General features: G+C 34.6%; 19 protein-coding genes, 1 tRNA gene and 4 pseudogenes. 13 read left to right on the top strand and 11 right to left on the bottom strand.

Going from position 1 to position 24,230, the window contains the following annotated elements; genetic code table 11:
• Positions 1-133: 133 nt before the first annotated feature.
• From OPR39_RS01175 to OPR39_RS01160, 4 genes and pseudogenes are all read right to left on the bottom strand, one after another.
• Complete coding sequence (locus OPR39_RS01175) at positions 134-469, bottom strand: transposase (protein WP_049973597.1); 336 nt, start codon at positions 467-469, stop codon at positions 134-136.
• 167 nt (positions 470-636) lie between these two features.
• A complete protein-coding gene (locus tag OPR39_RS01170; RefSeq protein WP_022626382.1) occupies positions 637-984 on the bottom strand; it encodes an IS630 transposase-related protein in 348 nt (115 codons plus the stop codon).
• Positions 985-1,161: 177 nt separating this feature from the next.
• On the bottom strand, positions 1,162-2,553 hold the full coding sequence (locus OPR39_RS01165; RefSeq protein WP_265038871.1) for a hypothetical protein: 1,392 nt from the start codon (positions 2,551-2,553) through the stop codon (positions 1,162-1,164).
• Positions 2,554-2,931: 378 nt separating this feature from the next.
• Positions 2,932-4,317: pseudogene (locus OPR39_RS01160) on the bottom strand (IS4 family transposase).
• 122 nt (positions 4,318-4,439) lie between these two features.
• Between OPR39_RS01160 and OPR39_RS01155 the strand changes: the two are divergent.
• From OPR39_RS01155 to OPR39_RS01125, 5 genes and pseudogenes are all read left to right on the top strand, one after another.
• The gene (locus OPR39_RS01155; protein ID WP_209452472.1) at positions 4,440-4,577 is read left to right on the top strand and encodes a hypothetical protein; all 138 of its coding nucleotides are present in this window, start codon (positions 4,440-4,442) and stop codon (positions 4,575-4,577) included.
• Positions 4,562-5,502: pseudogene (locus OPR39_RS07365) on the top strand (IS5 family transposase). The gene OPR39_RS01155 and the pseudogene OPR39_RS07365 overlap by 16 nt, the downstream one beginning before the upstream one ends.
• Positions 5,503-5,829: 327 nt before the next feature.
• Positions 5,830-6,165 (top strand): divalent-cation tolerance protein CutA, encoded by a 336-nt coding sequence (gene cutA / locus OPR39_RS01135; protein WP_015589221.1) that lies wholly within the window; start codon positions 5,830-5,832, stop codon positions 6,163-6,165.
• A tRNA-Gln gene (locus OPR39_RS01130) sits at positions 6,156-6,230 on the top strand. Before cutA ends, OPR39_RS01130 begins: the two co-directional genes overlap by 10 nt.
• Positions 6,231-6,365: 135 nt before the next feature.
• Positions 6,366-6,824, top strand: a complete 459-nt coding sequence (locus OPR39_RS01125) for a hypothetical protein (protein WP_022626355.1) — start codon at positions 6,366-6,368, stop codon at positions 6,822-6,824.
• Between the two features lie 15 nt (positions 6,825-6,839).
• Here the strand turns inward: OPR39_RS01125 and OPR39_RS01120 are convergent, their stop codons facing one another.
• Positions 6,840-7,127 carry a hypothetical protein gene (locus OPR39_RS01120; RefSeq protein WP_007549783.1) on the bottom strand — a complete coding sequence of 96 codons (288 nt, stop codon included), beginning with the start codon at positions 7,125-7,127 and terminating at the stop codon, positions 6,840-6,842.
• Between the two features lie 670 nt (positions 7,128-7,797).
• Positions 7,798-9,819, bottom strand: a complete 2,022-nt coding sequence (gene recG / locus OPR39_RS01115; protein ID WP_265038869.1) for an ATP-dependent DNA helicase RecG — start codon at positions 9,817-9,819, stop codon at positions 7,798-7,800.
• Positions 9,820-10,115: 296 nt separating this feature from the next.
• Here recG and OPR39_RS01110 point away from each other — a divergent pair, with 296 nt between their 5' ends.
• Entirely contained in the window at positions 10,116-10,946 is an 831-nt protein-coding gene (locus tag OPR39_RS01110; protein ID WP_265038867.1) for a hypothetical protein, read from the top strand.
• Here OPR39_RS01110 and miaA read toward each other — a convergent pair.
• Positions 10,943-11,827, bottom strand: a complete 885-nt coding sequence (miaA, locus tag OPR39_RS01105; RefSeq protein ID WP_265038865.1) for a tRNA (adenosine(37)-N6)-dimethylallyltransferase MiaA — start codon at positions 11,825-11,827, stop codon at positions 10,943-10,945. The genes OPR39_RS01110 and miaA overlap by 4 nt on opposite strands.
• Positions 11,828-11,902: 75 nt before the next feature.
• Here miaA and OPR39_RS01100 point away from each other — a divergent pair, with 75 nt between their 5' ends.
• The 5 genes from OPR39_RS01100 to OPR39_RS01080 all read left to right on the top strand — a co-directional run bounded on the left by OPR39_RS01100 (position 11,903) and on the right by OPR39_RS01080 (position 15,508).
• On the top strand, positions 11,903-12,373 hold the full coding sequence (locus tag OPR39_RS01100; RefSeq protein ID WP_015589217.1) for a hypothetical protein: 471 nt from the start codon (positions 11,903-11,905) through the stop codon (positions 12,371-12,373).
• A gap of 118 nt (positions 12,374-12,491) precedes the next feature.
• Positions 12,492-13,079, top strand: a complete 588-nt coding sequence (locus tag OPR39_RS01095) for an L-threonylcarbamoyladenylate synthase (RefSeq protein ID WP_141457207.1) — start codon at positions 12,492-12,494, stop codon at positions 13,077-13,079.
• Between the two features lie 17 nt (positions 13,080-13,096).
• Complete coding sequence (locus tag OPR39_RS01090; RefSeq protein WP_141457205.1) at positions 13,097-13,918, top strand: AAA family ATPase; 822 nt, start codon at positions 13,097-13,099, stop codon at positions 13,916-13,918.
• Between the two features lie 73 nt (positions 13,919-13,991).
• Positions 13,992-14,786: a hypothetical protein gene (locus OPR39_RS01085; RefSeq protein ID WP_265038863.1), complete on the top strand. Its 795-nt coding sequence runs from the start codon at positions 13,992-13,994 to the stop codon at positions 14,784-14,786.
• A 68-nt stretch (positions 14,787-14,854) separates the two neighbouring features.
• On the top strand, positions 14,855-15,508 hold the full coding sequence (locus OPR39_RS01080; RefSeq protein WP_015589213.1) for a type IV secretion system protein VirB8: 654 nt from the start codon (positions 14,855-14,857) through the stop codon (positions 15,506-15,508).
• On the opposite strand, the gene OPR39_RS01075 is transcribed toward OPR39_RS01080, so the two are convergent.
• From OPR39_RS01075 to OPR39_RS01060, 4 genes and pseudogenes are all read right to left on the bottom strand, one after another.
• Positions 15,505-17,001: a proton-conducting transporter transmembrane domain-containing protein gene (locus tag OPR39_RS01075; RefSeq protein WP_041573531.1), complete on the bottom strand. Its 1,497-nt coding sequence runs from the start codon at positions 16,999-17,001 to the stop codon at positions 15,505-15,507. The genes OPR39_RS01080 and OPR39_RS01075 overlap by 4 nt on opposite strands.
• Before the next feature lie 359 nt (positions 17,002-17,360).
• Entirely contained in the window at positions 17,361-17,717 is a 357-nt protein-coding gene (locus tag OPR39_RS01070) for a holo-[acyl-carrier-protein] synthase (RefSeq protein WP_007549151.1), read from the bottom strand.
• The gene (proS, locus tag OPR39_RS01065; protein WP_265038860.1) at positions 17,714-18,982 is read right to left on the bottom strand and encodes a proline--tRNA ligase; all 1,269 of its coding nucleotides are present in this window, start codon (positions 18,980-18,982) and stop codon (positions 17,714-17,716) included. The genes OPR39_RS01070 and proS overlap by 4 nt, the downstream gene beginning before the upstream one ends.
• Before the next feature lie 314 nt (positions 18,983-19,296).
• Positions 19,297-20,626, bottom strand: a pseudogene (locus tag OPR39_RS01060) (IS4-like element ISWosp9 family transposase).
• A 166-nt stretch (positions 20,627-20,792) separates the two neighbouring features.
• On the opposite strand from OPR39_RS01060, the gene OPR39_RS01055 reads away from it, so the two are divergent.
• The gene (locus tag OPR39_RS01055) at positions 20,793-22,031 is read left to right on the top strand and encodes an IS256 family transposase (protein WP_174517027.1); all 1,239 of its coding nucleotides are present in this window, start codon (positions 20,793-20,795) and stop codon (positions 22,029-22,031) included.
• Between the two features lie 128 nt (positions 22,032-22,159).
• Positions 22,160-23,489 (top strand): annotated as a pseudogene (locus tag OPR39_RS01050) (IS4-like element ISWosp9 family transposase).
• Positions 23,490-24,230 lie beyond the last annotated feature (741 nt).

The raw sequence follows: 24,230 nt of genomic DNA, 5'->3' as shown, positions 1-24,230 counted from the left end.
GTTTGAATGAGATGATATAAAGATAAGCCAAATTTTTACAAAGAAAACATTTCAAGCAGCAAGACACCTTTGATTGAAAGAGAGCACCAAATTTATGGGGTGAGTAACTGCGCTATTTCAACTATAGTATTTTCTAAAACGAATGATAAACGTCTAAAATGGTATTACCAACTAAAAGGTGTAAGTCTGTACATTGATGCATTAGAGGTCTGAGGCAACTTTTGATGGTGTGCCAACAATGCTCTATCGGATTTAGATCAGGTGAATATGTTGGAAGATAAAGCAAATGACAGCCAAAAGACTCTATTAATGACTTTGTTTTGGGAGTTTTATGGAATGTAGCATTATCCATAACTATGGTTGTATCACGCTGTAATTGTGGAAGTAATCTTCGCTCTAACCATACATTAAATATATCTTTATTACACCCTCCTGTGAAGGTCATTGGTGCAATAAACTTCTCATCCACCTATTATACTCACTCTTTCCCGCTTTTTTCCTGGAACATCAGCATATATTTTTTCTCCTCTTGGAGCTCGTGCATATTCTCGGTATAGTCTATTATCAACTCCTGCTTCATCTATATATAAAATGCTACAGTGGTCTATTTTTGAGACTTTATCGATAAATCGCTGCCTATCTTCTTGATTGCGCTCTTGATAGAATGTGACTTTTTTTAAAGGTTATTTTTAGCTGTCTTAATCTATACCAAATTGCACTTATCCCAAAGCCAAGGTTTTGTTTCATTTCTGCTAGTGTGTGATCTGGGTGTTTTTTGACATATTCTTTGAGTATTTCTGGATCTATTTTTCGAATAAAACCAGTACTTTTTACCGCTTTGAGACCTTGGCCAGTAGCTTTCTTTTTTAGCCATCTATATAGTGTTGCTATCCCTATCTCAAAAACCTCTGCAACTTCAACCTTTGACTTTCCTTTTTCTACCAAAGACACTGCTTTTTCCCTTAAATCTACACTATATACCATCGCTTTCCCTACTTTAAAAAAACATATTATACCTTTATCATTCGCTTTTGAAAATACTATAGTTAGCGGAATGACGGTTTTTCAAATTGTCGGTAAATCTAAGTCAGTTTAGCTATAATTTCCTAAATTTGCTCACAATCTCTTGACTTGACACATATGTTTTTTTCCCAAATGTTACTATCTTCCTCCTTTTCCTTTCTCAATTTGTGCAACCATTTCCTTTACATTTGCATGCGTGAGAAGGGAATTTTTGCTGATATGAGATTTTGGATCAGATTTTGCTGTTACGTGTTTCGTTGCAGATCTTTTATTCTCTGTTAGAAATGAATGAGATTGTTTTTTCTTCACACCGATATCCGCTTGTGCTGCTGGAGTGGTTTTGCTTTCAGCAAGCTGTACATTAGCATTTCCTTTTGCTTGATTTTGCTCAAATTTTTCTTTTAATGCCTTTACTTTACTGCCCATCTCGCGATTAGCTCCTCCTTTCATAGTAGCTGCTGCTACTTTTGGTATCGCCTTACCAGCAGCTTTTTGTGCTGATTTCCTATTGTCTTGATTTTCAGATTCTAGTGGTACTCTTTCAGCTGATTTTTTAAGAATTACTCCTACTACTTTTGGCTCTGTGCTTACTTTTTGATTAGCACGGCTTAGATTTTTAGGCTTTGGCGGTACTGCAGGTTTATCTTTGATTACCACTTTCGATTCTTGTCTAACTTCTTGACCAGTAGTAAACATTTTTTTTGGCACTTGCGGTGGTTTTGGTGGTACGAGGGATTGAGGTTGTTGTTTCTGCTTACGTTCTCTTTTTGCTTCTATATGTTCTTTAGGAACTGTTGCATAAATTGGCTCTTCTTTGGGCGATTTTGAACTCTGCGAATTTTCTATTAAAATTTTACTCTTCTTCTCTTGATAATTTGATATCTCTTTGTATACAGACTCTTCATTTAATGAACTTCCATAGCCTGAATCTTCTCTCTGCTCATATAAAGGATTTTCCTTTTGCTTTTTCTCTTGATAATTTGATATGTCTTCATATTCAGACCCCTGATCTAATGAACTTTCATAGCCTGAATCCTCAGAAGGATTTTCCTTAGCATCAGGCATACTAAAACTATTAGCTCCTTTTAGTAAAGAAGATGTAGACTTTGCCTTGCTTTCTCCATCTGAGGATATTTCTGATTTAAAGCGTACCTTCCTCGAATCTGGAGCAGCCGGAGGTGCTGTTGTTGGTCGCTTTATTTGCCTCATGCGATTACCACCTAATTTTTCTTTCGGCTGTTCTTCTTTTCGCAGCTCAAAAGTACCTTCCTTTTGCTTTCTACCTTCCAAACTCACTTCGTGTGATCTATCTTTTCCTTGACTCTTTTCACTTTGTTCTAAATTTAAAGAATCTTTTAAAATATTATTTTTTCTGAAATCTTTTTCTAATTGTTCCAAGAGATCAATTTTTTTTAAAATTCTTGTATACTTAGCTGCTGTTTCTAAAGTGAAACTTGACAACTCATCATTTACAAAATTACTTATACTACTGTTCTTGGTTGGAAAATTTTTTCCCAAAATTCTATTCATTAATGTTTTAAAAAGACCTAATGGCTGTTCTACATAATTGTTCAAGTCAGTATATATAACAAACTCAGCTATACCTTTTGCCTCACCTGTAAAACCTTCTAATGCATGAGATAAATCCCTTAACGTTTTGTTATATTGTTTCTCTGCATTTCCTAGCTTTACAGCTTTGATCAGAGAATCGAGATTTTTTTATAGTTCTCACTTTTAAATGGATTATTCATACTAATTACAGCTCATTATTTATTAAAATATAGATCTAAAATATTAAGATCTAGTAAATATTACTTTTGTAATTCATGTAGAACTATAGCTATAATAAGTAAGATTTCCCTACGTCATACCGCCGCGGTATCTCCAGATCCCCCTAACAACTTACTATTACCCACAAATATGAGGTTCGTGAGCAAGTCGCCATCCTTCTGCTAAATCAAAGAGACGTTTATATCCTTTCCAAAGAGTAATTGGTCCTGGTTTTGGGTCATTTTTTCTTGCTAAATGGCCTCCAAGTTCATGAAACAGCTTCTTTTATGTTGGGAACTACACTTGGACATGGTTTTCTGTGTATTTTAACGTATAAAACTTTCCATTCTTCTTCAGCTAATAAGGTAGTACATGGTAATGTTGGGTTAGCTCTTGCAATTGATGTAATAAAGAAGATCCTCCAAGCAATAATACTCATAACTGTTAGATATCTCATTAGTCTTTCTGCTATTCCAAGCCTACATTCTTCAACTTTGAGACCGAATTTAAAATTTTATGTAATATCTCTATTTTCCATCTAAGGCAATACCAACTAATTTTTTCAACAGCTTCATCGAAAGTATTAACTGAAAGATTCGTTAATAGCATCCATTCTAGCGGTTTTTTTTAAGGGAAGGGGAGTTTTCTCAACAACATAAACTGCATAAAGTGGTAATTTAGGTAGTTCTTCCGTCTTATGCCTAATATTATTCTTAGATGGATTCATCATAAACTTTCCAAATCTAACTTCCAAACGTGCTGTTCTTTTTGGCTTATTATCTTTTACAGGAACTTCAACTTCTACCGTACCTGCACAATGAGAGGATTTAATAAATGCCCATAACTTCTGCTCACCTTTTTCAGGATATCGAGATTTTCTATTTACTGCTCTATCTCTGCATGCTCTAACTAGCACTGCCGAATTAAGATTATGTGCAAGCTCAAAAAAGTCATATATATATCTGCTTCTCTATCGCATACAGTTATAGTCTCAGTTTGAGTTGGATCAATAATATTATTTGTTTTTCTTAAAGTTTCCAACCACTTTACGCTTTCTTTATCTTCAATGCGATCGCTCTTTTTTTTAAGGTTCTCAGTTTCTTCAGGTCTTGAATAAACTTTTTGATCTAGTATCCCTAGTACCAAACCTTCTATACTAACGGCAAGAGCTGTATGCATTATAATACCTTTTGCAGTATCATAACTGGACAAATTTGCTAATCCGCTTGTTTTTTTATGGTTATTATATACAATGTAACTGGTATCTTGAATGACAAGAACCCTCTTGTGAGCTTTTGTTCTCTCAACCGTCTTATTAATATGTGTAGCTAAAATATCACTTTCTTTTACATTCTCATTTTGAAAAAAACGGTATGCTGCTTTTGCTTCTGACCAACTTCCGCATGCCTCATTAATTGAGCTTTCAGGTAAACTTATCAAACTATCAGCAATCTTTACTAATCGGTCAGTTAATCTTTTATCTCCAAATTCATTTTTAGCCCATTCACTACTTTTACTTGCCATTTTACACCCTCAATATTTGCAAACTTTAATATTGTAATATTTTACTTTTTAGTCCATTTATATTTGTGGGTAATAGTAAGGAATGACACCGTCTTGGATGGAAACCAGTGTCAGCTACTTTCATGACACCATCACAAGGTGAAACTGGATCCCAGTGGGCTTTGTTGCATCGCTCAAGTGAAAAGAACTGGCAGTTACTGACAAAATTCATTATAAATAGCCATTTAACTGTTGAAGAAAAAATATGCCACAAAAAATGAGAGTCAGTAACTGCCATGAATATAACAAATTTCTCCAAGAAAGAGGAAGCATTTTTTGTTATATCAATGACGCCATAGAAAATTGGTACGAGAATTGTCCAAAAATGCAGGGCGGCAACTATATTTATAGTGATAAAGTTGTGATTTTGGTGCATATAATCGTCAGTTTCTTTAGAATTGGTTTAAGACAAACAGTCGGGTTTATAAAAGGGTATTTGCAACAAATAGGAAGAGATTTGGCAGTTATCAGCTATTCACAAGCATCAAGAAGGTTTAAGAAACTTAATATTAAGATAAATGATTGCAGAAAATAATATGGAAGACATCGAAATTGCTATAGACAGTACAGGAATTAGTATATACAACAACACTCCTGGTCATAGCAAAGAAAATAGCGAAGATAGAAAGTATCGCAGCTATGAACAGACAAGAAAATTGCATGTAATGTTGAATACAAACAGCAAAAAAGCCATAGCTGTAAAATACAGTAACGGCTGATCACTATGGAGCTTGTGATTTGCTAAAAGAAGTCGATTTTCAGCATGCCATAAAAGCACTATATGCAGATAGAGCATGTGATAGGCACAAGTTTTATAAGTTGTGTAACGAATATGATATAAAGACAAAAATTCCACCAATAAACAATGCGGCAGAACATCCAGAAATAGATTATATGTCTGACAGGAATGCTGCTATTAGGTTAATAAAATTATACGGTGAAGATGGCATGAAAGAATGGAAAAAAGAAGTAAATTATGGGAAAAGATCTTATATTGAAGGGTTTTTCTCAAGATTAAAGCAAATATTCGGATTTAGTTTTAGGAATAAATCTGAGATAAATCGAGAAAAAGAACTGCCAATCAAATGCTATTTGCTTAATAAATTCACTGATATTGGTATGGCTAAATTTGAGATAGTTACATGAATTTACCATAAATCACCATCTCATAAAGTGTGATGCAACAAAGCCCACTTGGATCCAGGAAAGTTTGCTTGTTTACAAGCAAACTAGCATAGAAAGTGGTTACAACGTTTTCGATGAGATTATATGGAAAACTGGATTCCAGTGTCAAGCACTGGAATGACATCACAGGGGCACTGGAATGACACCTTTACGTTTGAGGCAAACTAGCTATAACACTTAACATACTACCTTTGCAAACAAATGTTCATACGGTACGCGCTGGCGTTATTTTCTCTTGATGAATAAACCTCGGTAGAGTATAGTAGCAGTGCGTTTATATAGATTCTAATGAGTAGTTTAGTTTTGATTTATACAACTTTTTCAAATTTTGAAGAAGCTAAAACTATTTCTGAAGAATTGTTAAACGAGAAATTAATTGTATGTGTAAATATATTTCCCGAAGTGAATTCTCTGTATTTATGGGAAGGTAAAATTAGTAATAGTTGTGAAGTAGTAGCAATTATGAAAAGCAAAAATGATCAAGTTGATAAAATTGTAGAAAAAATTGAAGCAATGCATTCTTATGATCAGCCAGCTATTGCTGTGATGCCCATAGAAAAAGCAAATAAATCTTTTACTAATTGGGCTAATAGTGTTATTGATGTAAGTAGTATTGGGGTGTAGCCAAGTGGTAAGGCAGCGGTTTTTGATACCGCCACGCGAAGGTTCGAATCCTTCCACCCCAGCCATGTTGAAGTGGGTGTGAAATGATATCACTTTTCTATAAATTAAGATTATTGAATTATATATTAGGTAGTCTAAAAGATATAATTGTGAAACTGTTTCTCTTCACAATGTATCTTTACACATTCAGCATTGTGCTCATGTTTCTCAGCAATGGTTTTTGGTATGCTGTAGAATTTTGCTCTTTCAAAAATGCGTTTTACCGTTTGTTTCAATATTGCAAGTGGTATTATGAAAATAGGGAAGATCTCGGTTACGGAATTTCTATTCGAATATTAGTGGCGTTTCTTACTCCGCATTTTCTCTATAAATTATTACTTGGCACAGGCTGGAAGTCCTTTTTAAAGGAAAAGATAATACAGATACTCAACACAAGAAGAAAAAAGGGTAGTGAGTTCAGTAACAGTAGCAAACCAAGTGGCAGTAGTTATAGTGATAAGAATAATTACAGCAATAACAGTGGTAACAATGAGCGTCAAGCTCAAGATGCAAAGCGAAAAGTAAACATGATAAAGCAGCTATTAATCAAAGATATAGAGGCAACTATAGATAGGAGATTGAATTATATTTTTTTCGGTAAAAGGAGTAAACCTCATTAAGTATATAAAAAGGCTTTATCTAGTAAGGCTTTTTAAGGTTGGCTGTATTTTATTTTTTACGTATACCGGATCACAATCAGCCAATATACATGTGTGCACAAAATCTTGACTAAAGTCTGATAACCAAGAAATTGCCTTACGTTTTTCTACCAAGCTTTCTGTTTTTTTGCAGTGACTTGCTGCATCAATCATTGCCTGCGCTATTACTGATTTCCACAGCAAATAATACCTTTGTATATCATCTGACGTACTATTTGTTTCATAGTGGTTAAAAAATTCTTTAAAATTGAAGTTGTTTGACATAATGATACCTCTTTGGATTGAAATTTGAAATGATTTGAGTTTATGTCGCCACAGCAGATTCCGCTAACAAGCAGCGGGATAACGAATTACTTAACCGTCATTACACCGTCATACCGCGATTCATTCGCGGTATCTCTAGATCCCGCTAACAAGCAGCGGGATGACGGTTGTCGTTTAGCCATAAATATTAAGAAATTTACTAAATGAAAAAAAAGGCAAAAGAAGCCCTGGGGTTATTATCTGCTTTAAAATATTGGCGTTTTTTATGTTTTAAACGCTTGACAAGCGAGATTCAGCCGCTTTTAATTGCAACTAACTTACGCTGCAAATGTTTAAGAAATTTACTAAGCAGAAAAAAAGACAAAGAATCCCCGAGTTAGCTAGTCTTTTACTATCTCTGTCGAGTATTGGCATTTTTTGATGTCTTGTAACGCTTTATAAGCGCGTTCAGCTTATTTAGATAAAAATCTAGATGTAGATGAAGTTTTGTAAAGACATACAGTATCTATATACTGCAAAAAATTGAACATAAGACGCCGATACATTAAGTAATCCTTACCTTTTAATCTGCAGATTGGCGAAAGCAAATACAATAGCTTCACTGTTATGATAAGGGGGCTGGCGAAGGGTGTCAAGGAAGTTTTTCGTTTCTGCGGGCTACCTGGTTTTTCTACTGAAATTTTGAAAAATGTAATCTACTCCTATATTCAAATATATCAAGCAGTAATTCAAAATCAGCCATTGCGCCTTTTGCGTTATTATACGCGAGATTGAGCAGCTCTTTGTCCTGATATAAATCAGCAAATTTAAATTCCATACATCCTGATTGTTTTGTGCCTAAAATATCTCCACTGCCTCTTAGCATCATATCCCTTTCAGCAATGTAAAATCCATCTTGTGACTCACACATGATCTTTAACTTTGAAGATGAGCTTTTACTTAAATTATCGTATAATAATACACAAAAAGATGGCTTGTTTCCTCGCCCTACTCTGCCTCTTAACTGATGCAATTGTGATAACCCAAATTGCTCTGCATTTTCTATAATCATGATGGTTGCATCTGGCACATCTATACCAACTTCTATCACAGTGGTTGCAACAAGCAGAGAAAATTCATTCCTTTTGAAGGAAAACATAACTTGATCTTTCTGCTCCTGAGTCAATTTTCCGTGTATTATCCCGACTTTATCAAGAAATGTTTTTTGTAATTCCTGAAAACGCATCTCTGCTGCAGCAATATTGGTCTCTTCGTTTTCTTCTATATATGGACAAATCCAATATGCTTTTTCGCCCCTGTTTATAGCACCTTTTAGCTTTTCAATAACATCTGGCACCCTACTAATGTTCATAGTTACAGTTTTTATTGGCAATCTGGATTTTGGTTTTTCTTTCAAAATTGAACATTCAACGTCACCATACATAGCTTGCTGCAAAGTTCTTGGAATGGGAGTTGCAGTAACGAAAAGTATATCGGCATTTTCTCCTTTTCCTACCAAGCGATTTCTCTGCATCACTCCAAATCGCTGTTGCTCGTCTGTGACTGCAAGCCCTAAATTTTTAAATGTAACGTTAGCTTGAAATAGTGCATGAGTGCCAATCACTATATTTAAAACACCACTTGCAAGTTCGTTCATGATAATCTTTCTTTCCTTGCGCGAAGTTTTACCAGTAAGCAGCGCAACTTTTATATCGGTACAGGATAAAACTTCCTCAATCCAATTATAATGTTGCTCCGCCAAGATAGTAGTCGGTGCCATTAGAGCTGCCTGCATGTTGTTTTCTACCACATTTATCATTGCAAAAAGTGCAACTACGGTTTTGCCACTACCAACATCACCTTGCAGCAAGCTTATCATGCGATACTTGGATTTTTGTCTCTCTGAGATCTCATCTATTGCACGAGTTTGATCATTTGTTAATTGAAACGACAATTCATTTAAAACTTGCTCTTTGTATTTACTCAATATTATAAATTCTCTTCCCCTTTCTTTCACATGATTTTTTCTTGCAAGTTTCAGCGCTAGCTGATACGCAAACAATTCATCATAAGCAAGCCTTTTTCTACAAACCTCAGCTTCCACCAATGAGCTTGGTCTGTGCAACTTTATGATGCTTTCCCTCCAACTTAACCATTTTTTTTGCTTGATTAATGTATCATCTATCCACTCTGGTAAATCAGGCAATTCCTTTAGATTAGAGCTTATTATGTTCCCAATGCGCTTATTGGTAATGCCACGGCATAATTGGTAAACTGGCTCTATGCAAGCTATTTTTTTAAATTGGTTGATGTCAAGCGACACGTAATCTGGATGAGTAATTTGCCAATGTTCAGCAAATTTTTCGAGTTTGCCACTGATGATCACATTCGCTCCAATTGGAAATAGTTTATATAAATACTTAACTGAGTAATTAAAAAAGACTATGAATATATACTGACTCTCACTTTCAACGACTATTTTATATGGTCTACCTCTAAAAGTGGGCGACTGATGCTCATAAACTTTTGCAATGAAAGTTGTAAATTCTCCAACTCGAGCATCAGATAGTAACTTGCTTCTATCCACATAACTAAGTGGCTTATAAAACAGCAGATCCACCACCTTGTCCCCACCACAAAGTTTAGGCAATATTGCGGAATGGAACTTAGGTATATTCTCCAGCCTGCTATTTAGAAAAATCTGATTGCTCATTGAGATTCATACATGTGTAAAACTGTTATAGAGCCTTTTTAAAATCTTGTCACCTTATGGTCAGGTATGCACTATAGCTAGCACAGCTCTCTAACGTTATACCGCGATTCATTCGCGGTATCTCAGCCGCTAACACGTAACGGAATGACGAATTTGTTGTTTTTAAAATCATCGGTAAGCCTAAGTTACCCCTAACTATATTTGCTATCATAGGGCTTATAGTAGGTATTTTATTAACTTATTAATCATTTTTATGTATTATTATACTATCAGCAGTCTATATCAAGGTATTCATAATGAGTAGCTCTATATCAGAAGAAAAGGAAAATCCAGTAGTTACATTAAGAGCTCAAGCAGAAAAGTTTGGTTTTAGCAAGTTAAGAGCTGGTAAAGACAATGCTGAAGCGAATTCTGGTAATACAGCGTTCTTAGATTTTCAGAGAATGGATTTTGTTATTAACGGCAAAAGTATAAGTAGAGATTTGATTGCCGAGCTATACAAAGAACATGATAGTTTACTGCCAAAAAGTGAAGGTAAAAATGAAGACTACCGCCCATTTGCAAGAAAAGTTTTTAAGGAGATGTTCAAATACGCTAAGGCAGAAGTTCCAAGTGACTCTATCTTGGAAGAATTAGTTATCAATTGTAATCAAGCAGGATATGAAGCTGGTGTACATATAGAGTTTCAAGGTGCACTTAGCCAGCATTCATTCATAATAGAAAGACCTGAAAAAGTGATAAGTATTGACTGTGTTAGCCAAAATAATGTGAGTGTTAAATCTGATATGACATTACCAATATTTTTCCAAAGGAGTGACGGTACATTCGGTGACAAGGTGTATGATCTATCCAGCTCACTAGAATTCACGCTTAAGTCTCAAGATGATAAAAATGTAACATACACAAATGGTAACTTGTCACTTACTGTTCCTGAGAGACTGAAGGACTATAATATAGGTGATAAAAGCTTATTTGACATTATAAAAGAATACTTTCAGAAATTGTGCGAGAGGCTTGGATTTTTTAAAATAAAAATAGAGCATGGTTTAGGCGATCCACTAGAAGTAAGCGACCATCTGGAAAATATGGAACCCCCTATTCGTAGTAATGAGCACGGCCTGAATTAAAATATCTTGAGCTTGTTTGCACAATCAATCACTTCAGCATTTAGAAATTGTTTTTTAAACCAGGTATACTGACGTTTCGCGTAGTGTCTTGTGTTTGTTTGAGCAATTTGTATCACTTCGTCTAAAGTAATCTCACCTTTCAAGTACTTTATAATTTCTGGCACTCCGTGTGCTTTCATAGCTGGCAAATGTGGGGCTAGGTTCATGCTAAGTAGCTTTTTTACTTCATCAATTGCTCCATTTTCAATCATTGTAATGAAACGAGAATTTATTTTTCGGTATACATCTTCACGTTTAGGCAGAATTGTATATATCTTAAAATTATTGAATAAAGGAGGCTGTCTATTCTCTTGCCATACAAAAATTGACTTGCCAGTTTCAGTGATAACTTCAAGTGCCCTTGAAAGGCGGTGCGAGTCATTCATGAACACTTTACCTTGAATCCTTGGATCTTTGCTTAGCGCTAATTTGTAAAACTCCTCTTTACTTAAATTTTTCCTGAGCTCACTTACGTTTTTTCTCACTTTCTGACTTATTTGTGGCATTGATGATAAGCCTTTGATTAAACTGCTGATGTAAAGCCCGCTTCCTCCAGTGATGATAGGTATTTGAGCATTTTCTAATGCGTGATTAACTTCTTTTTCTAAATCTTCTAACCATAGACCCACGGAATAATTTTCTTTTGCTGAAACATAACCATATAGTTTATAAAATACTTCTTGCTTTGGTGGTTGAGCAGTAATTATGGGAATTTCTTCATATACCTGCTTTGAATCACAATTTATTATACTAATATTTCCATATTTTTCTATCAGGTTATCGCATAATTCTGATTTACCTGAGGCCGTAATTCCTGTAATAATTACTATATTATTTTTCATTTATATTAATTTAATTAACATATGATAAAGTGTAGTAAAAGTTTGGATTCTACAATCTAAAGTTTGGAGATTTTTATGGCAGAAAACAACGACAATAATTCATTTACTAAGCGTTTCACAAACAGGACTCCTGGCGGTACAGGGGAAGGTTTTTCCAGTAAGTATTCGTCTCAAAACACCAAAGAACGGGCATTAGGGGAAAAAGGAAAAATTTCTGAATTAGCAGGCAAAAAAACCGAATCCAAGGAAGCTTTTTCTGAAAGTGGCGGCATAAAAAGTAAAAGCAGAACTGTCAATGAAAGATCTTTTGCTGATGCAACAAAAAGAAGTAGGTCAGATCTTGTATACTTAGTCCGTGGTAAAGATCGTGGAAAATCAGCGTGGCATTATGTGTTAGTTGATAAAGAGAAAAGAGAAATGTTTCTAGCAAAAAGCAGAACTGGCTCTATAGATGTTGCAGACTATGGAGAGATTTTGTATTCAGGATGGGGAGAGGATCCACCACAGGCAATAATTGATAAAGTCAATGAAGAGTTTGGGTTGTAGCAAATCTGCATAACAAATGGTAAGCTGCGTTGCATTACGTTTACAAAAACTAGCAGTTACTATATAAGATACAGTGCAACAAAACTGATCTAGTTGTTATGAATAAGTTTTTAGCTATATGGTATCTAAAATAATAAATGCAATACAGAACAATTTATTAGTGTGTTTTCCAACAGAAACAGTGTATGCTCTTGCTTGTAATGCACTAGATAATGAATCTATAGGAAAAATATATCAGATAAAGAAACGCTCTCAAAATAAACCACTGTCTATATTTGTTAGTGATATTTACAATTTGACAAAAATAGCAAAGGTAAAGGAAAGATATATTGATTTAATAAACCACTTTTCTCCTGGACCAATTACCTATATTTTACCACTTAAAAACAACAACATATTGCCAAACGAATTCTTTAAAGATAGTATAGGTATCAGAATTCCTGAGCATCCTATTGCAATTTCAATACTAAACAAACTGAAAGTTCCAATAGTTGCAACTAGTATAAATATTTCAGGAGAAAAAAGTGTATGTAAGGCAGACGATATACCACAATCCATTAAGCAACATTTATCTGCAGTGATTGAAGATGACGAATTAGTTTCTGGTATAGAATCTACTATTATTGACTTAACCGAAGATAAGATTAAGGTTTTAAGGGAAGGTGCAATTTTATTACAAACAGTAAACAATGCATTTTCAAACTAAGATCTATAGGAGAAAGAATGAAAAAAGTAATAGGTCACAACCAGGCCAAAAAAAAATTAATGAACAACTTATCTGTTCAGTCTTGGCTGATCTGTGGTAAAAAAGGTATAGGAAAAGCAACACTTGCAAAATCCTTCTCCAATTGGTTACTCATAAAAAGCTATAATGAAGTAGCATTGGACTTACACATTGTTGAAGGTGATACTATCGGAATAGAAAAAGTCAGAGAAATGAAAAACTTTCTACACTTAAGTCCCATTCAATCAGAACACAAAATAGCTATAATAGATAGCTTAGAGGCAATGACTAATAACGCTAAAAACGCAATATTGAAAATATTAGAAGAGCCGCCAAAAAATTCTAAGATATTTATAATTAGCCATAAGCCATATGATATACAAACCACTATCTTGTGTAGGTGCTTTCAGCTGAATTTACTCCCATTAACTTATGATGAAACAAAGCAAGTTGTTTCATCTCAATGTAAATTTGATGATCAAATATTTGATGAAATCATTACTTTATTTCCTGGAATGCCAGGAATGATAATAAATGCAATAAGTAGTGATGCTTATGAAGCATACAAGTGCTTTTATAAATTTCTTCATGATTTAAAGAATCCCAATATGATTAATAAAGTAATTAATAGCGAAATCGAACTAGAACTAGCATCATATATAATTCAGGCCTTCATTTTAGAAAGCATAAAGAGAGAGGTAAATGATGTTGAAATTCTGCTAAGTCAGTGGAAAAAAATAGATGAACTTTTTGTTGTTGCTAAGCAACTCCACTTAGATAAAAAGCATGTTTTAGCTAATGTAGTTAATATCATGACATAAGTTTACAAAGTATAATACTTTTAACATAAATTCATGATAAAATCCTGTTAATTTAATACTTGAAGTATATAATTTGACTGATAATAAATTAACTGTATGGCAATCAATAGAAGTTTTGACGAAAGCTATACTGAATATGCAGAAAGAATTGAGTTCAATCAAGAATATAGCTTTAGACCAGGACGTCACCTTAGAAAAAGGAAAGGAGTTATTAAGTGGCATCTATGAGGCAAATTTTAAGCTAAACAAGGCAATCAATATAGCCACTTTGCCAAAAATTGGCTATCATATGCTAAATGGTGAGTTTGTTGTACGTAATCATATCACGGAAGAGGAAGTAAGGATTCCTAGAGATTTTCATTACCTTAAAGTCGTAAAATCCGATCATGATAATTATAAATTAACGTTTTGTAATTTTTTAGGTAATGAGTTTTTTGAATATAAAAAGTATGATCCACAATATTCTGGCGTTTCAGATGAATATAAGTTTGTGGATTTTGGTAGTGTAAAAAAGACTCATAATCTAAAATTTAAGGAATACGTTGGTCATGCACCTAAATTTTTTGCTGCAGAAGGGCCTATTGAGCCTGGATCCGAAAACCATGTAATTGATCTATTTGAGCTAGTCAAAAGTGGTAAAGGTAGAAAAGTGGGAACCTTTGCTGATGAATTTGGTTATTTTGATGATCAAAATAAATTACATTATTATAATTATCACAAAAGTGTAGAAAGTAATACTTATGATCCTGAAAATTTCAGTGTAAAAATGATAAATATAGATGTGAGCAAAATCGATAAATTCTACCTCATTGCAGAACAAGGTGATATAATCATTCATCCTATTTGGGAAAATTTAGACATATTTTAAAGTTTTTTTTAGAGTATCTAAGCTTATTGTTATTATAATGATCCGATTAGGTCTGGTAGTATTGTGTTATGGAAGATAAATTGCTTGAATCAGTAAAAAACAAAAGTTATTTCAGTAAAGCAGTCGAATGGTACTGCCATAGGTATCTGTTTTGTGTAGCAGAAAGATCTTGGATGGCATTAATAGTATCGCTTCTCCTAGTATGCTTATGTTTATTAACATTAAACATATACCTGTTATTTCCTGTTAAAAAAGATTTAAATTTTGTGAAGTATATGAACCACACAGAAGATGAGTTCTCTGCAATGCATAAGCTTAGTTTCAGTAAAAAGGAAGATGAATACACTTCCACAGCGAGGTACTTAATAAGTAAATACATTGAAGTATACGAGTCCATTAAGACCGTTGAACCGAAGTACCAAGAAAATTTTATAAGAAACAATTCTATACATAAAATCCATCAAGGCTTTCAGGAAAAAACGAATAATGAAGCTGTTTCATCCAAAAGAAAAATTACCAACATAAACGTAATAACATTATCTATTGACCGATCGACCAAGGACCTAGTTACATTTGCTGGAAATGCTACTGTAGTTTTTACAACCGAGCAAAATAAGGAGGATACTGTGGAGATTAGCTTCACTTTGTCGAATATAAAAGCAACTCTGGCTGGTATAATACCATTTAAATTTATTGTTAATGGTTATAAATACAGATTTTAAAATATTACTTGGTAGCTAAAAAAAATAACCAAAGTGCATGTAGCAGTAATAACTGGAGGTAAAACTAGAAGAATTGGTGTTTTTTTAATAAAGTAATTCTGAGAAGGTTTTAAGAAAAAGGCGTTGTAAATTATCGGTAAAAAGTACAGAGCGTTGAGTATAGTACTAACAATTAACACTAGAGTTACAAACACAGAAAGTATTACATTGCCAGAGTTGAAAACAGCTTGAAAAATGAGAAATTTACCCCAAAAAGTCGGAGCAGGCGGCACCCCTATCATAGACAACGCACCTATAGCAAATGCTGTCATGCTAATTGGCATACTGCGTCCTATACCGTAAATCTTATCTATATACTTCTCACCTGCTCTTGTTATTATTGCTCCTGCAACGAAAAACAAAGTGATTTTTGCAAATGCGTGGCAAACTAATTGGAAAATTGCAACCCTCATGCTGAGCTCACTAAAAATTGAAGCGAATAATATAATATACGACAATTGAGAGATGGTAGAGTAAGCAAGCAATTTTTTTAATTCTTTTTGCTTTAATGCAATCAATGATGCAGTAATAATAGTAAATCCAGCAGCGTACGGAAGCCACCCTCCAGCAAACCAACTTTGCTGCGCAAAACGTTGCATGTTACCGATACCGAAAGTGTATAATATAACTTTTATGATGATGAAAACTCCGGATTTCACAACAGCAACAGCATGCAGTAGTGCGCTTACAGGAGTTGGTGCAACCATTGCTTTTGGTAACCAAAAATGCATTGGCATTAATGCAGCTTTTCCTATTCCGTAAATCAGCATAGCAAAACACACTGCAATGAAAGTGATGAGTGAAGTATCAAATTTGAATATTCCACCACTTACAAAGTCTAAAGTATGAAATTCATTATATAAAAGGCCTATTGCAGGAAAAAACAATACCAAAGAAGAGAAAAATAGCACGCCAAAGTAATAGCGCCCTGCAATCATTGATTCATTTGTTGAGTTGTAAGTAACCAGAGGGTATGTACTAATAGTTAGAAGCTCATAAAAGACAAATGTAGTGAGCAAATCTCCAGAAAAAGCAATAAACATTGCACAGCTAATTGATATTGAAAAAAAGCATAGAAAACTTGAGTGATTGCTATCAGCATAGTTATTCTGCATATAACATATTGCATATATACTGGTCAGCACCCATAAAAACGATATTAATAAACTGAATATTACTCCGGTAGACTCTAGCTTTAAACTAATGTGCAAATTATTACCAAAATCCATGAGGATAAATTGAGAATGATCACCATACACCCAATATAAAGTGCACAGACACGTATACGTAAACAGAAGTACAGAAGAAGTGACAGTAATACTATTGTTCACTCCGGGCCATTTACCAGTAAAAAAAATAACTAACGCACTTAAAAGTGGAATCAACGCAGTAATTAATAAATAATTCTCAGTAATTGAAAATGGTAAGGAAAGATACATTAAGATATAGTCCATTAAATTTTTTGTTTAGGTAAAGCTAGAATTATACTAAAATCATAGAAAAACTGCTATGTTTTTTAGTTGTTGCATATGCTATAGCTATACTGCCGCGGTATCTCTAGATCCCGCTAACACGTAGCGGGATGACGAATTTGTCGTTACGTCATACCGCGATTCATTCGCGGTATCTCATCCGCTAACTAGTAGCGGGATGACGAGCTTATCGTCATGCCACCGCGAACCGTCATACCGCCGCGGTATCTCAGCATAGATTCCGCTAACTAGTAGCGGAATGACGGTTTTTCAAATTGTTGTAAGTCGGTTTAGCTATATAGATAGCATAAAGTCAACTGCATAAATTGAAACAATATCTGCTAGACGCAAATTACAACAAATGCAGTAGCGTAATCTCCATCGTCACTCAGAGAAAGATGAATTTTGGAGATAAAATCCTTGCTAACGGTAAGATATGGCTTGCCTCTTACATCATTGTATATTTCTATATCTTTCATTATAATACCCTGACCACTACCTCGTGCTTTAACAAAAGCCTCCTTTGCCGCAAAACGCTTAGCGAAATACCTTGCTCGCATTTCTTGACTATTATACTTTCTACTTAGCTCTATTTCTTTCTCAGTGTAGATTCTATTGAGAAATTTTTCCCCGTATTTTTGTAATATCCTCGATACTCTTGGTATATATACTATGTCAGTGCCGATACCGTGTATCATTTTGTGCTAAAGTGATTTATTGCTTCCTCAATCTGCATTTCCTTTACCTCTCCAGTTGCTCTATTTTTTACTTCAACTATCTTTTCATCTATTGCCTTTTTTCCGACAATTATTTGCCACGGCAAGCCTATCAGATCCATTCTAGAAAATTTTACTCCTACACTTCCTTCCGTGTCATCGTAAAGCACTTCATCGCTCTTCAAAGCTTTGTATATTTTATCTGCAGCCTCCGTTACTTTCGTTTGTAAATTGATTAAACCAATTCTGAAAGGAGCCACCGATTCTGGCCAGATAATTCCTTTATCATCATGAAAAGCTTCTATTATTGCACCGACAAGCCTTGAAACTCCAATGCCATACGAACCCATATGTATATTGACATTTTTTCCATCTTGAGAAGTAACACTTGCCTTCATAGGCTTTGAGTATTTGTCGCCAAAATAAAAAATATGCCCTATTTCAATACCTTTACTAACATTTAACTGCTCTTGTGATATAGGGCAAGTCTCAGGATCATGCATATCATCTGCAACTGCGTATATACTCTTCAAACTTTCAATATCTTCGCTTTCTAGCAACTCAGAAAATTTGTTGTCGTAATATAAAGTGCTTTCACCAGTGTTTGCCAATATATGAAACTCGTGGCTCAAATTTCCTCCAATTGGCCCCGTATCAGCTCGAACTCCAATTGGGGTAAGTCCCATGCGTTTGAAGATTTTTATGTAAGTTTTGTACATCAAATTATATGAATTCAGTGCACCTTCGTAATCTACATCGAAGCTATATGCATCCTTCATCAAAAATTCCCTGCCCCTCATAACGCCATAACGTGGTCTTACCTCATCACGAAACTTCCATTGAATTTGGTATAAACAAAGTGGCAAATCTTTGTAACTTTTTACCATATCTCTAATTAGATCAGTTGCCACCTCCTCGTGCGTTGGACCAAAAAGCATGTCTTCCTCATGCCTATCCCTTATACGTAACATTTCCTTACCGTAATCATCGTAACGCCCTGATTCTCGCCAAAGATTTGCTGGTTGGACACAAGGCATCAACACTTCAATAGCACCGGATTTGTTCATTTCATCTCTGATAATGTCTTCAATATTTTTAAGCACTAAGAGACCAAGTGGTAACCAGGAATAAATGCCAGATGCTATCTGCTTTATTAAACCTGCACGTAAAGAATATTGATGGGAGATAATTTTAGCATGAGCAGGCTTTTCCTTTAGAGTTGGTAAGTAATACTTGGATAAACGCATATAATAGATCTGATTGTATTAAACAATCTTAATACAATCAGATCTATAGGTAAACTTATTTTGAAAAAGAAGGGAAGTGTGTGGTGCTTTCCTTAACGTACTAATACCGATCCCCTCTCAAATTTAGTAGCCGCTCCACCAAACATTTTACAACGGTCCTTAACAGAAGAAGCTGGTAGCTTTCCTGCTTCATTAGTCACTGTTGTTGCAGGAAGAGCTTCAGGTTTCGTTTTTAAATTAACAGGCTTAGGCGATATCAGTGGTTTATCTGCCTTTGGCGCAGAATGTGAGGGAGTGTTAATAAACCATACGCGTCAAGTTAAGGAATGTAGAGAGCTTAAAGTAGATACCCTGGTCTTCCTATATCTGTCTTTCAAAGAAAACTTTGACCAGATTATAGTAAGCTTTTTTAGAAAAATTTTTAAATTATTGACAATATTGTTTAATATCAAAAAGAGCTCTCTAACCCGCCTTTTCAATTCAATAAATGCCTTTGTTAAACTGAGCTCCGTGTTCTTTTTTAGTTTTACACAGCCAATCATTCCGTGAAATACGAGAATAGCACATAATTTTGCGTATAGCTCGCACAATACTCTAAATGGATTTGTCTTTCCTTTTAGTTTATCAAGATTGATATGACTTTTATATAGTTTAAATAGTAATTCGATTTGCCATCTTACTCTATAAACCGTCAATATTTGTTCAGCATTAATTTTACTCTCTGGAACATTAGTTATAAATATTGACCAATCTAATAACTTTTGATTCTTTTGAGAAGATGTATATCCATGTGACTTTGCTAATTTATTAGCCTTTCTTCTTCTAGCCATAGACTGTTCTTCAGTTAGCTTTTGACATATAATTCTTACCTTAATTTTTACTTCCTTTCCTAATAATACTTCTTTTTCTGAAGATAATTGACCTTCCAAATACTCCAATAGCTCTATTTTTTGATTTGTTTCTATATCATATATATTGGTATCAGACTTATAACGACTAACAAAATATGCACCTGCTTCATCAATCTGTTTAAAAGAACTAGGCACAAAGTAGCCCAAGTCAAATATTAGCAAATCATTGGCTGATAAACCGTTCAGATAATCCCTATAACCTTGATCCGACCTTATTCCTTCCATAAAATTTAACTTATCTAGCGCTTGATTCAGGTAATCAAAGACTAACTGTAGCTTTATTCCTGATTTGGTATTATTCTCACAATCTCTATAGCTACTGCCATATCCTTTGTACATATCTTCCATGCTACTGGGCAGGCTAATGTAGCTGCTATCCAATAATTTAACGCTTCCAAATTGCTGTAAAATTTTGCAATCAATCTGTAGACTTTTTTTTAAATAAACACAAAGCTTCGTTATACATTTTTTTCATGAACTCAACTGCTTCTTCACTAAACCTAAAATCTAAACCCTGTTTTGTAATTTCTATCGAGTCTTCATTTAGCAATTGGCACATTGTTTCTATGCTGCAATCATCAACTCCTATGTTACCAAAAACCATAGCTTTTATGAATGATGAGCCATTAAGTTTTCTCTTTCTTTTTATAAAACCTACTGCAATTGATATTTCGTCTGCTTTTTCATTAAAGAATTCATTGAGGTCTTTTGATAAGCAAGCTATTCTGTCCATTGTAAGTTCTCTCATTCATATATCCAAGAGAATTTATACCTTATTATTTTCCTTCACTCTATCAACTTTACTTACACTTTTCCTTAACTTGACGCGTATGGTTAAATAAACTGTGTCAAACCGAAAAAAAAGTAATAAATTGATATAAAAAAATGGAGGTTTGACAATGAGTCAGAAAGTAGTAAACAGAACTACCGGATTGGTAGATTATAAAGAATTAGAAACAAATATCCTGTCGTCTATACGAGAAGGAAGGCCGCTGACAGGAAGGGACGGAGCGTTAACACCGTTTATAAAAAGGTTGCTGGAGGCGAGTCTAGAGGGTGAAATAGAAAACCACTTGTTGGCTGAAAGCGAAGAAAATAACCGAAGAAATGGGAGGAATGCAAAAACTTTACGTACAAGTGCAGGCTCATTTGAGCTATTAACACCAAGAGATAGAGAAGGAAGTTTCGAACCACAAATAGTCAAAAAAAGGCAAACAAACTTACATCCAGAGCTTGAAACGAAGATTTTGAGCACATTTGCCAGTGGTATGGGTTATAGAGATATAGCGTCACATGTTGAGGAAATTTATGATCACAAAATATCGGCAGCAGAGATATCAAGTATTACTGACAAATTGCTACCAGTAATCAATGAATGGCGCAGTCGTCCGCTGCAATCTGTATATCCGATAGTGTTCATGGATGGCATGTTTTTTAAAGTCAAAGAGGATGGGCATTGCGTAAGTAAATGCATGTACAATATATTGGGCATAGATCAAAATGGCAGAAAAGAAGTCTTGGGCTTTTATTTGGCTGAAAGTGAAGGAGCTAACTTCTGGTTGGGAGTACTAAATGATCTAAAAGAAAGAGGAGTAGAAGATATCCTTATTGCCTGCGTTGATGGGCTGAAAAGCTTTCCTACAGCCATAAACAGTGTGTTTCCTAATGCGGAGGTACAGCTATGTGTGGTGCATCAGATACGCAATTCTCTGAAATATGTATCTAGCAAAGATGTAAAGATTTTCATGAGTGATTTAAAAAAAGTATATCAGGCTTCAAGTAGAGAAATAGCTGAAAATTATCTACTTGAGTTGGAAGAAAAATGGGGAGAAAAGTACCCATTGGTTGTAAAATCATGGCAGAATAATTGGGAAAACTTATCCGGCTATTTCAAGTATTCTGGCCCAGTTAGAAGGCTAATTTATACTACCAATCCTATTGAGGGACTGCATAGACAGATTAGAAAATTCACTAAAACTAAGGGCTCATTTACCAGCACAAATGCCTTGTATAAACAGGTGTATTGTGCTATAAAAAAGGTAGAGCAAAAATGGACTATGGCTTTGCCTAATTGGGCATTAACTATGTCTCAGCTCGACATTTTCTTTCCTAATAGATTGAAAATTGAGTTGAACTAAAAATGCGGTTTGACACAGTTTATTTAACCATACGCGTCAAGTTAAGGAAAAGTGTAAGTAAAGTTGATAGAGTGAAGGAAAATAATAAGGTATAAATTCTCTTGGATATATGAATGAGAGAACTTACAATGGACAGAATAGCTTGCTTATCAAAAGACCTCAATGAATTCTTTAATGAAAAAGCAGACGAAATATCAATTGCAGTAGGTTTTATAAAAAGAAAGAGAAAACTTAATGGCTCATCATTCATAAAAGCTATGGTTTTTGGTAACATAGGAGTTGATGATTGCAGCATAGAAACAATGTGCCAATTGCTAAATGAAGACTCGATAGAAATTACAAAACAGGGTTTAGATTTTAGGTTTAGTGAAGAAGCAGTTGAGTTCATGAAAAAAATGTATAACGAAGCTTTGTGTTTATTTAAAAAAAAGTCTACAGATTGATTGCAAAATTTTACAGCAATTTGGAAGCGTTAAATTATTGGATAGCAGCTACATTAGCCTGCCCAGTAGCATGGAAGATATGTACAAAGGATATGGCAGTAGCTATAGAGATTGTGAGAATAATACCAAATCAGGAATAAAGCTACAGTTAGTCTTTGATTACCTGAATCAAGCGCTAGATAAGTTAAATTTTATGGAAGGAATAAGGTCGGATCAAGGTTATAGGGATTATCTGAACGGTTTATCAGCCAATGATTTGCTAATATTTGACTTGGGCTACTTTGTGCCTAGTTCTTTTAAACAGATTGATGAAGCAGGTGCATATTTTGTTAGTCGTTATAAGTCTGATACCAATATATATGATATAGAAACAAATCAAAAAATAGAGCTATTGGAGTATTTGGAAGGTCAATTATCTTCAGAAAAAGAAGTATTATTAGGAAAGGAAGTAAAAATTAAGGTAAGAATTATATGTCAAAAGCTAACTGAAGAACAGTCTATGGCTAGAAGAAGAAAGGCTAATAAATTAGCAAAGTCACATGGATATACATCTTCTCAAAAGAATCAAAAGTTATTAGATTGGTCAATATTTATAACTAATGTTCCAGAGAGTAAAATTAATGCTGAACAAATATTGACGGTTTATAGAGTAAGATGGCAAATCGAATTACTATTTAAACTATATAAAAGTCATATCAATCTTGATAAACTAAAAGGAAAGACAAATCCATTTAGAGTATTGTGCGAGCTATACGCAAAATTATGTGCTATTCTCGTATTTCACGGAATGATTGGCTGTGTAAAACTAAAAAAGAACACGGAGCTCAGTTTAACAAAGGCATTTATTGAATTGAAAAGGCGGGTTAGAGAGCTCTTTTTGATATTAAACAATATTGTCAATAATTTAAAAATTTTTCTAAAAAAGCTTACTATAATCTGGTCAAAGTTTTCTTTGAAAGACAGATATAGGAAGACCAGGGTATCTACTTTAAGCTCTCTACATTCCTTAACTTGACGCGTATGGTTTATTAACACTCCCGAATGTGACGGAGATGTGGGTTCAGAACCAGATCCTATACCACTGTCAAGACTCCCGCTTCTTTCTCTATGGAGCGATTGGGAGCCTGAAGATGCCTGCTCAATAGGTTCTGGGTCTGTCTCCCAATTTTCATCATCAGATACATTACTACTATCACTTGATACACTACTACTACGACTCCGTGGTGGTGGGATCATAGCTAACACTTTACTGAATGCCCTGCCCAGGTGACTTGGCTGTTGTACGTCGCTCCCTTGCTTTCCATTAACGCCTGCCCTTCGTTTCTGAAGTGCTTTACTCAAATCAGCCATAAGATCTTCATTTTTTTCTTGTTGCCCACCTCCTTTATTGCTTGACTTCTTTGCTGCCTGTTCCTTTAACTTCTTATCACGCTCTTCCTTGCTCATGAGATTTGGTTTTTGTTGTGTTATTTTATTAAATACAGCGCTCATGTCAGGTTTAACGTCAGGATCACTAGGACTACTAGCATTCTTTGATGAAGAAGTTCCATTTGAACTTGGAGGTGGAGGTGGTGGCGGAGGTGCATTATTATTTTGAGGAATTGCTGTACCAAGTGTTAGCGGAGGTTGTTGAGGAGTAAGGTTCGGAACATGTTCCGAACTTCTCACTTCCGTCTGTGATCCACTATCTTGCTTAACAGACAATCCTTTTCTAATTAGTTCACTGTCCAGATTATTACAATTTTTACACGCAGAT

The organism is Wolbachia endosymbiont (group A) of Yponomeuta plumbellus (assembly GCF_947251575.1).
GTDB lineage: Bacteria > Pseudomonadota > Alphaproteobacteria > Rickettsiales > Anaplasmataceae > Wolbachia > Wolbachia pipientis.
The sequence above is the reverse complement of the archived record's forward strand: the minus strand, read 5'-3'. Positions and strand labels throughout refer to the sequence as shown.

Coding starts and splice junctions, on each gene's coding strand:
- recG (WP_265038869.1), bottom strand. CDS start 9,819: ATGAGCAATCAGATTTTTCTAAATAGCAGGCTGGAGAATATACCTAAG.
- OPR39_RS01100 (WP_015589217.1), top strand. CDS start 11,903: ATGGCAGAAAACAACGACAATAATTCATTTACTAAGCGTTTCACAAAC.
- OPR39_RS01055 (WP_174517027.1), top strand. CDS start 20,793: ATGAGTCAGAAAGTAGTAAACAGAACTACCGGATTGGTAGATTATAAA.
- OPR39_RS01110 (WP_265038867.1), top strand. CDS start 10,116: ATGAGTAGCTCTATATCAGAAGAAAAGGAAAATCCAGTAGTTACATTA.
- miaA (WP_265038865.1), bottom strand. CDS start 11,827: ATGAAAAATAATATAGTAATTATTACAGGAATTACGGCCTCAGGTAAA.
- OPR39_RS01165 (WP_265038871.1), bottom strand. CDS start 2,553: ATGAATAGAATTTTGGGAAAAAATTTTCCAACCAAGAACAGTAGTATA.
- OPR39_RS01070 (WP_007549151.1), bottom strand. CDS start 17,717: ATGATACACGGTATCGGCACTGACATAGTATATATACCAAGAGTATCG.
- OPR39_RS01120 (WP_007549783.1), bottom strand. CDS start 7,127: ATGTCAAACAACTTCAATTTTAAAGAATTTTTTAACCACTATGAAACA.
- cutA (WP_015589221.1), top strand. CDS start 5,830: ATGAGTAGTTTAGTTTTGATTTATACAACTTTTTCAAATTTTGAAGAA.
- OPR39_RS01170 (WP_022626382.1), bottom strand. CDS start 984: ATGGTATATAGTGTAGATTTAAGGGAAAAAGCAGTGTCTTTGGTAGAA.
- OPR39_RS01095 (WP_141457207.1), top strand. CDS start 12,492: ATGGTATCTAAAATAATAAATGCAATACAGAACAATTTATTAGTGTGT.
- OPR39_RS01125 (WP_022626355.1), top strand. CDS start 6,366: ATGTTTCTCAGCAATGGTTTTTGGTATGCTGTAGAATTTTGCTCTTTC.
- OPR39_RS01090 (WP_141457205.1), top strand. CDS start 13,097: ATGAAAAAAGTAATAGGTCACAACCAGGCCAAAAAAAAATTAATGAAC.
- proS (WP_265038860.1), bottom strand. CDS start 18,982: ATGCGTTTATCCAAGTATTACTTACCAACTCTAAAGGAAAAGCCTGCT.
- OPR39_RS01080 (WP_015589213.1), top strand. CDS start 14,855: ATGGAAGATAAATTGCTTGAATCAGTAAAAAACAAAAGTTATTTCAGT.
- OPR39_RS01155 (WP_209452472.1), top strand. CDS start 4,440: ATGACACCATCACAAGGTGAAACTGGATCCCAGTGGGCTTTGTTGCAT.
- OPR39_RS01075 (WP_041573531.1), bottom strand. CDS start 17,001: ATGGACTATATCTTAATGTATCTTTCCTTACCATTTTCAATTACTGAG.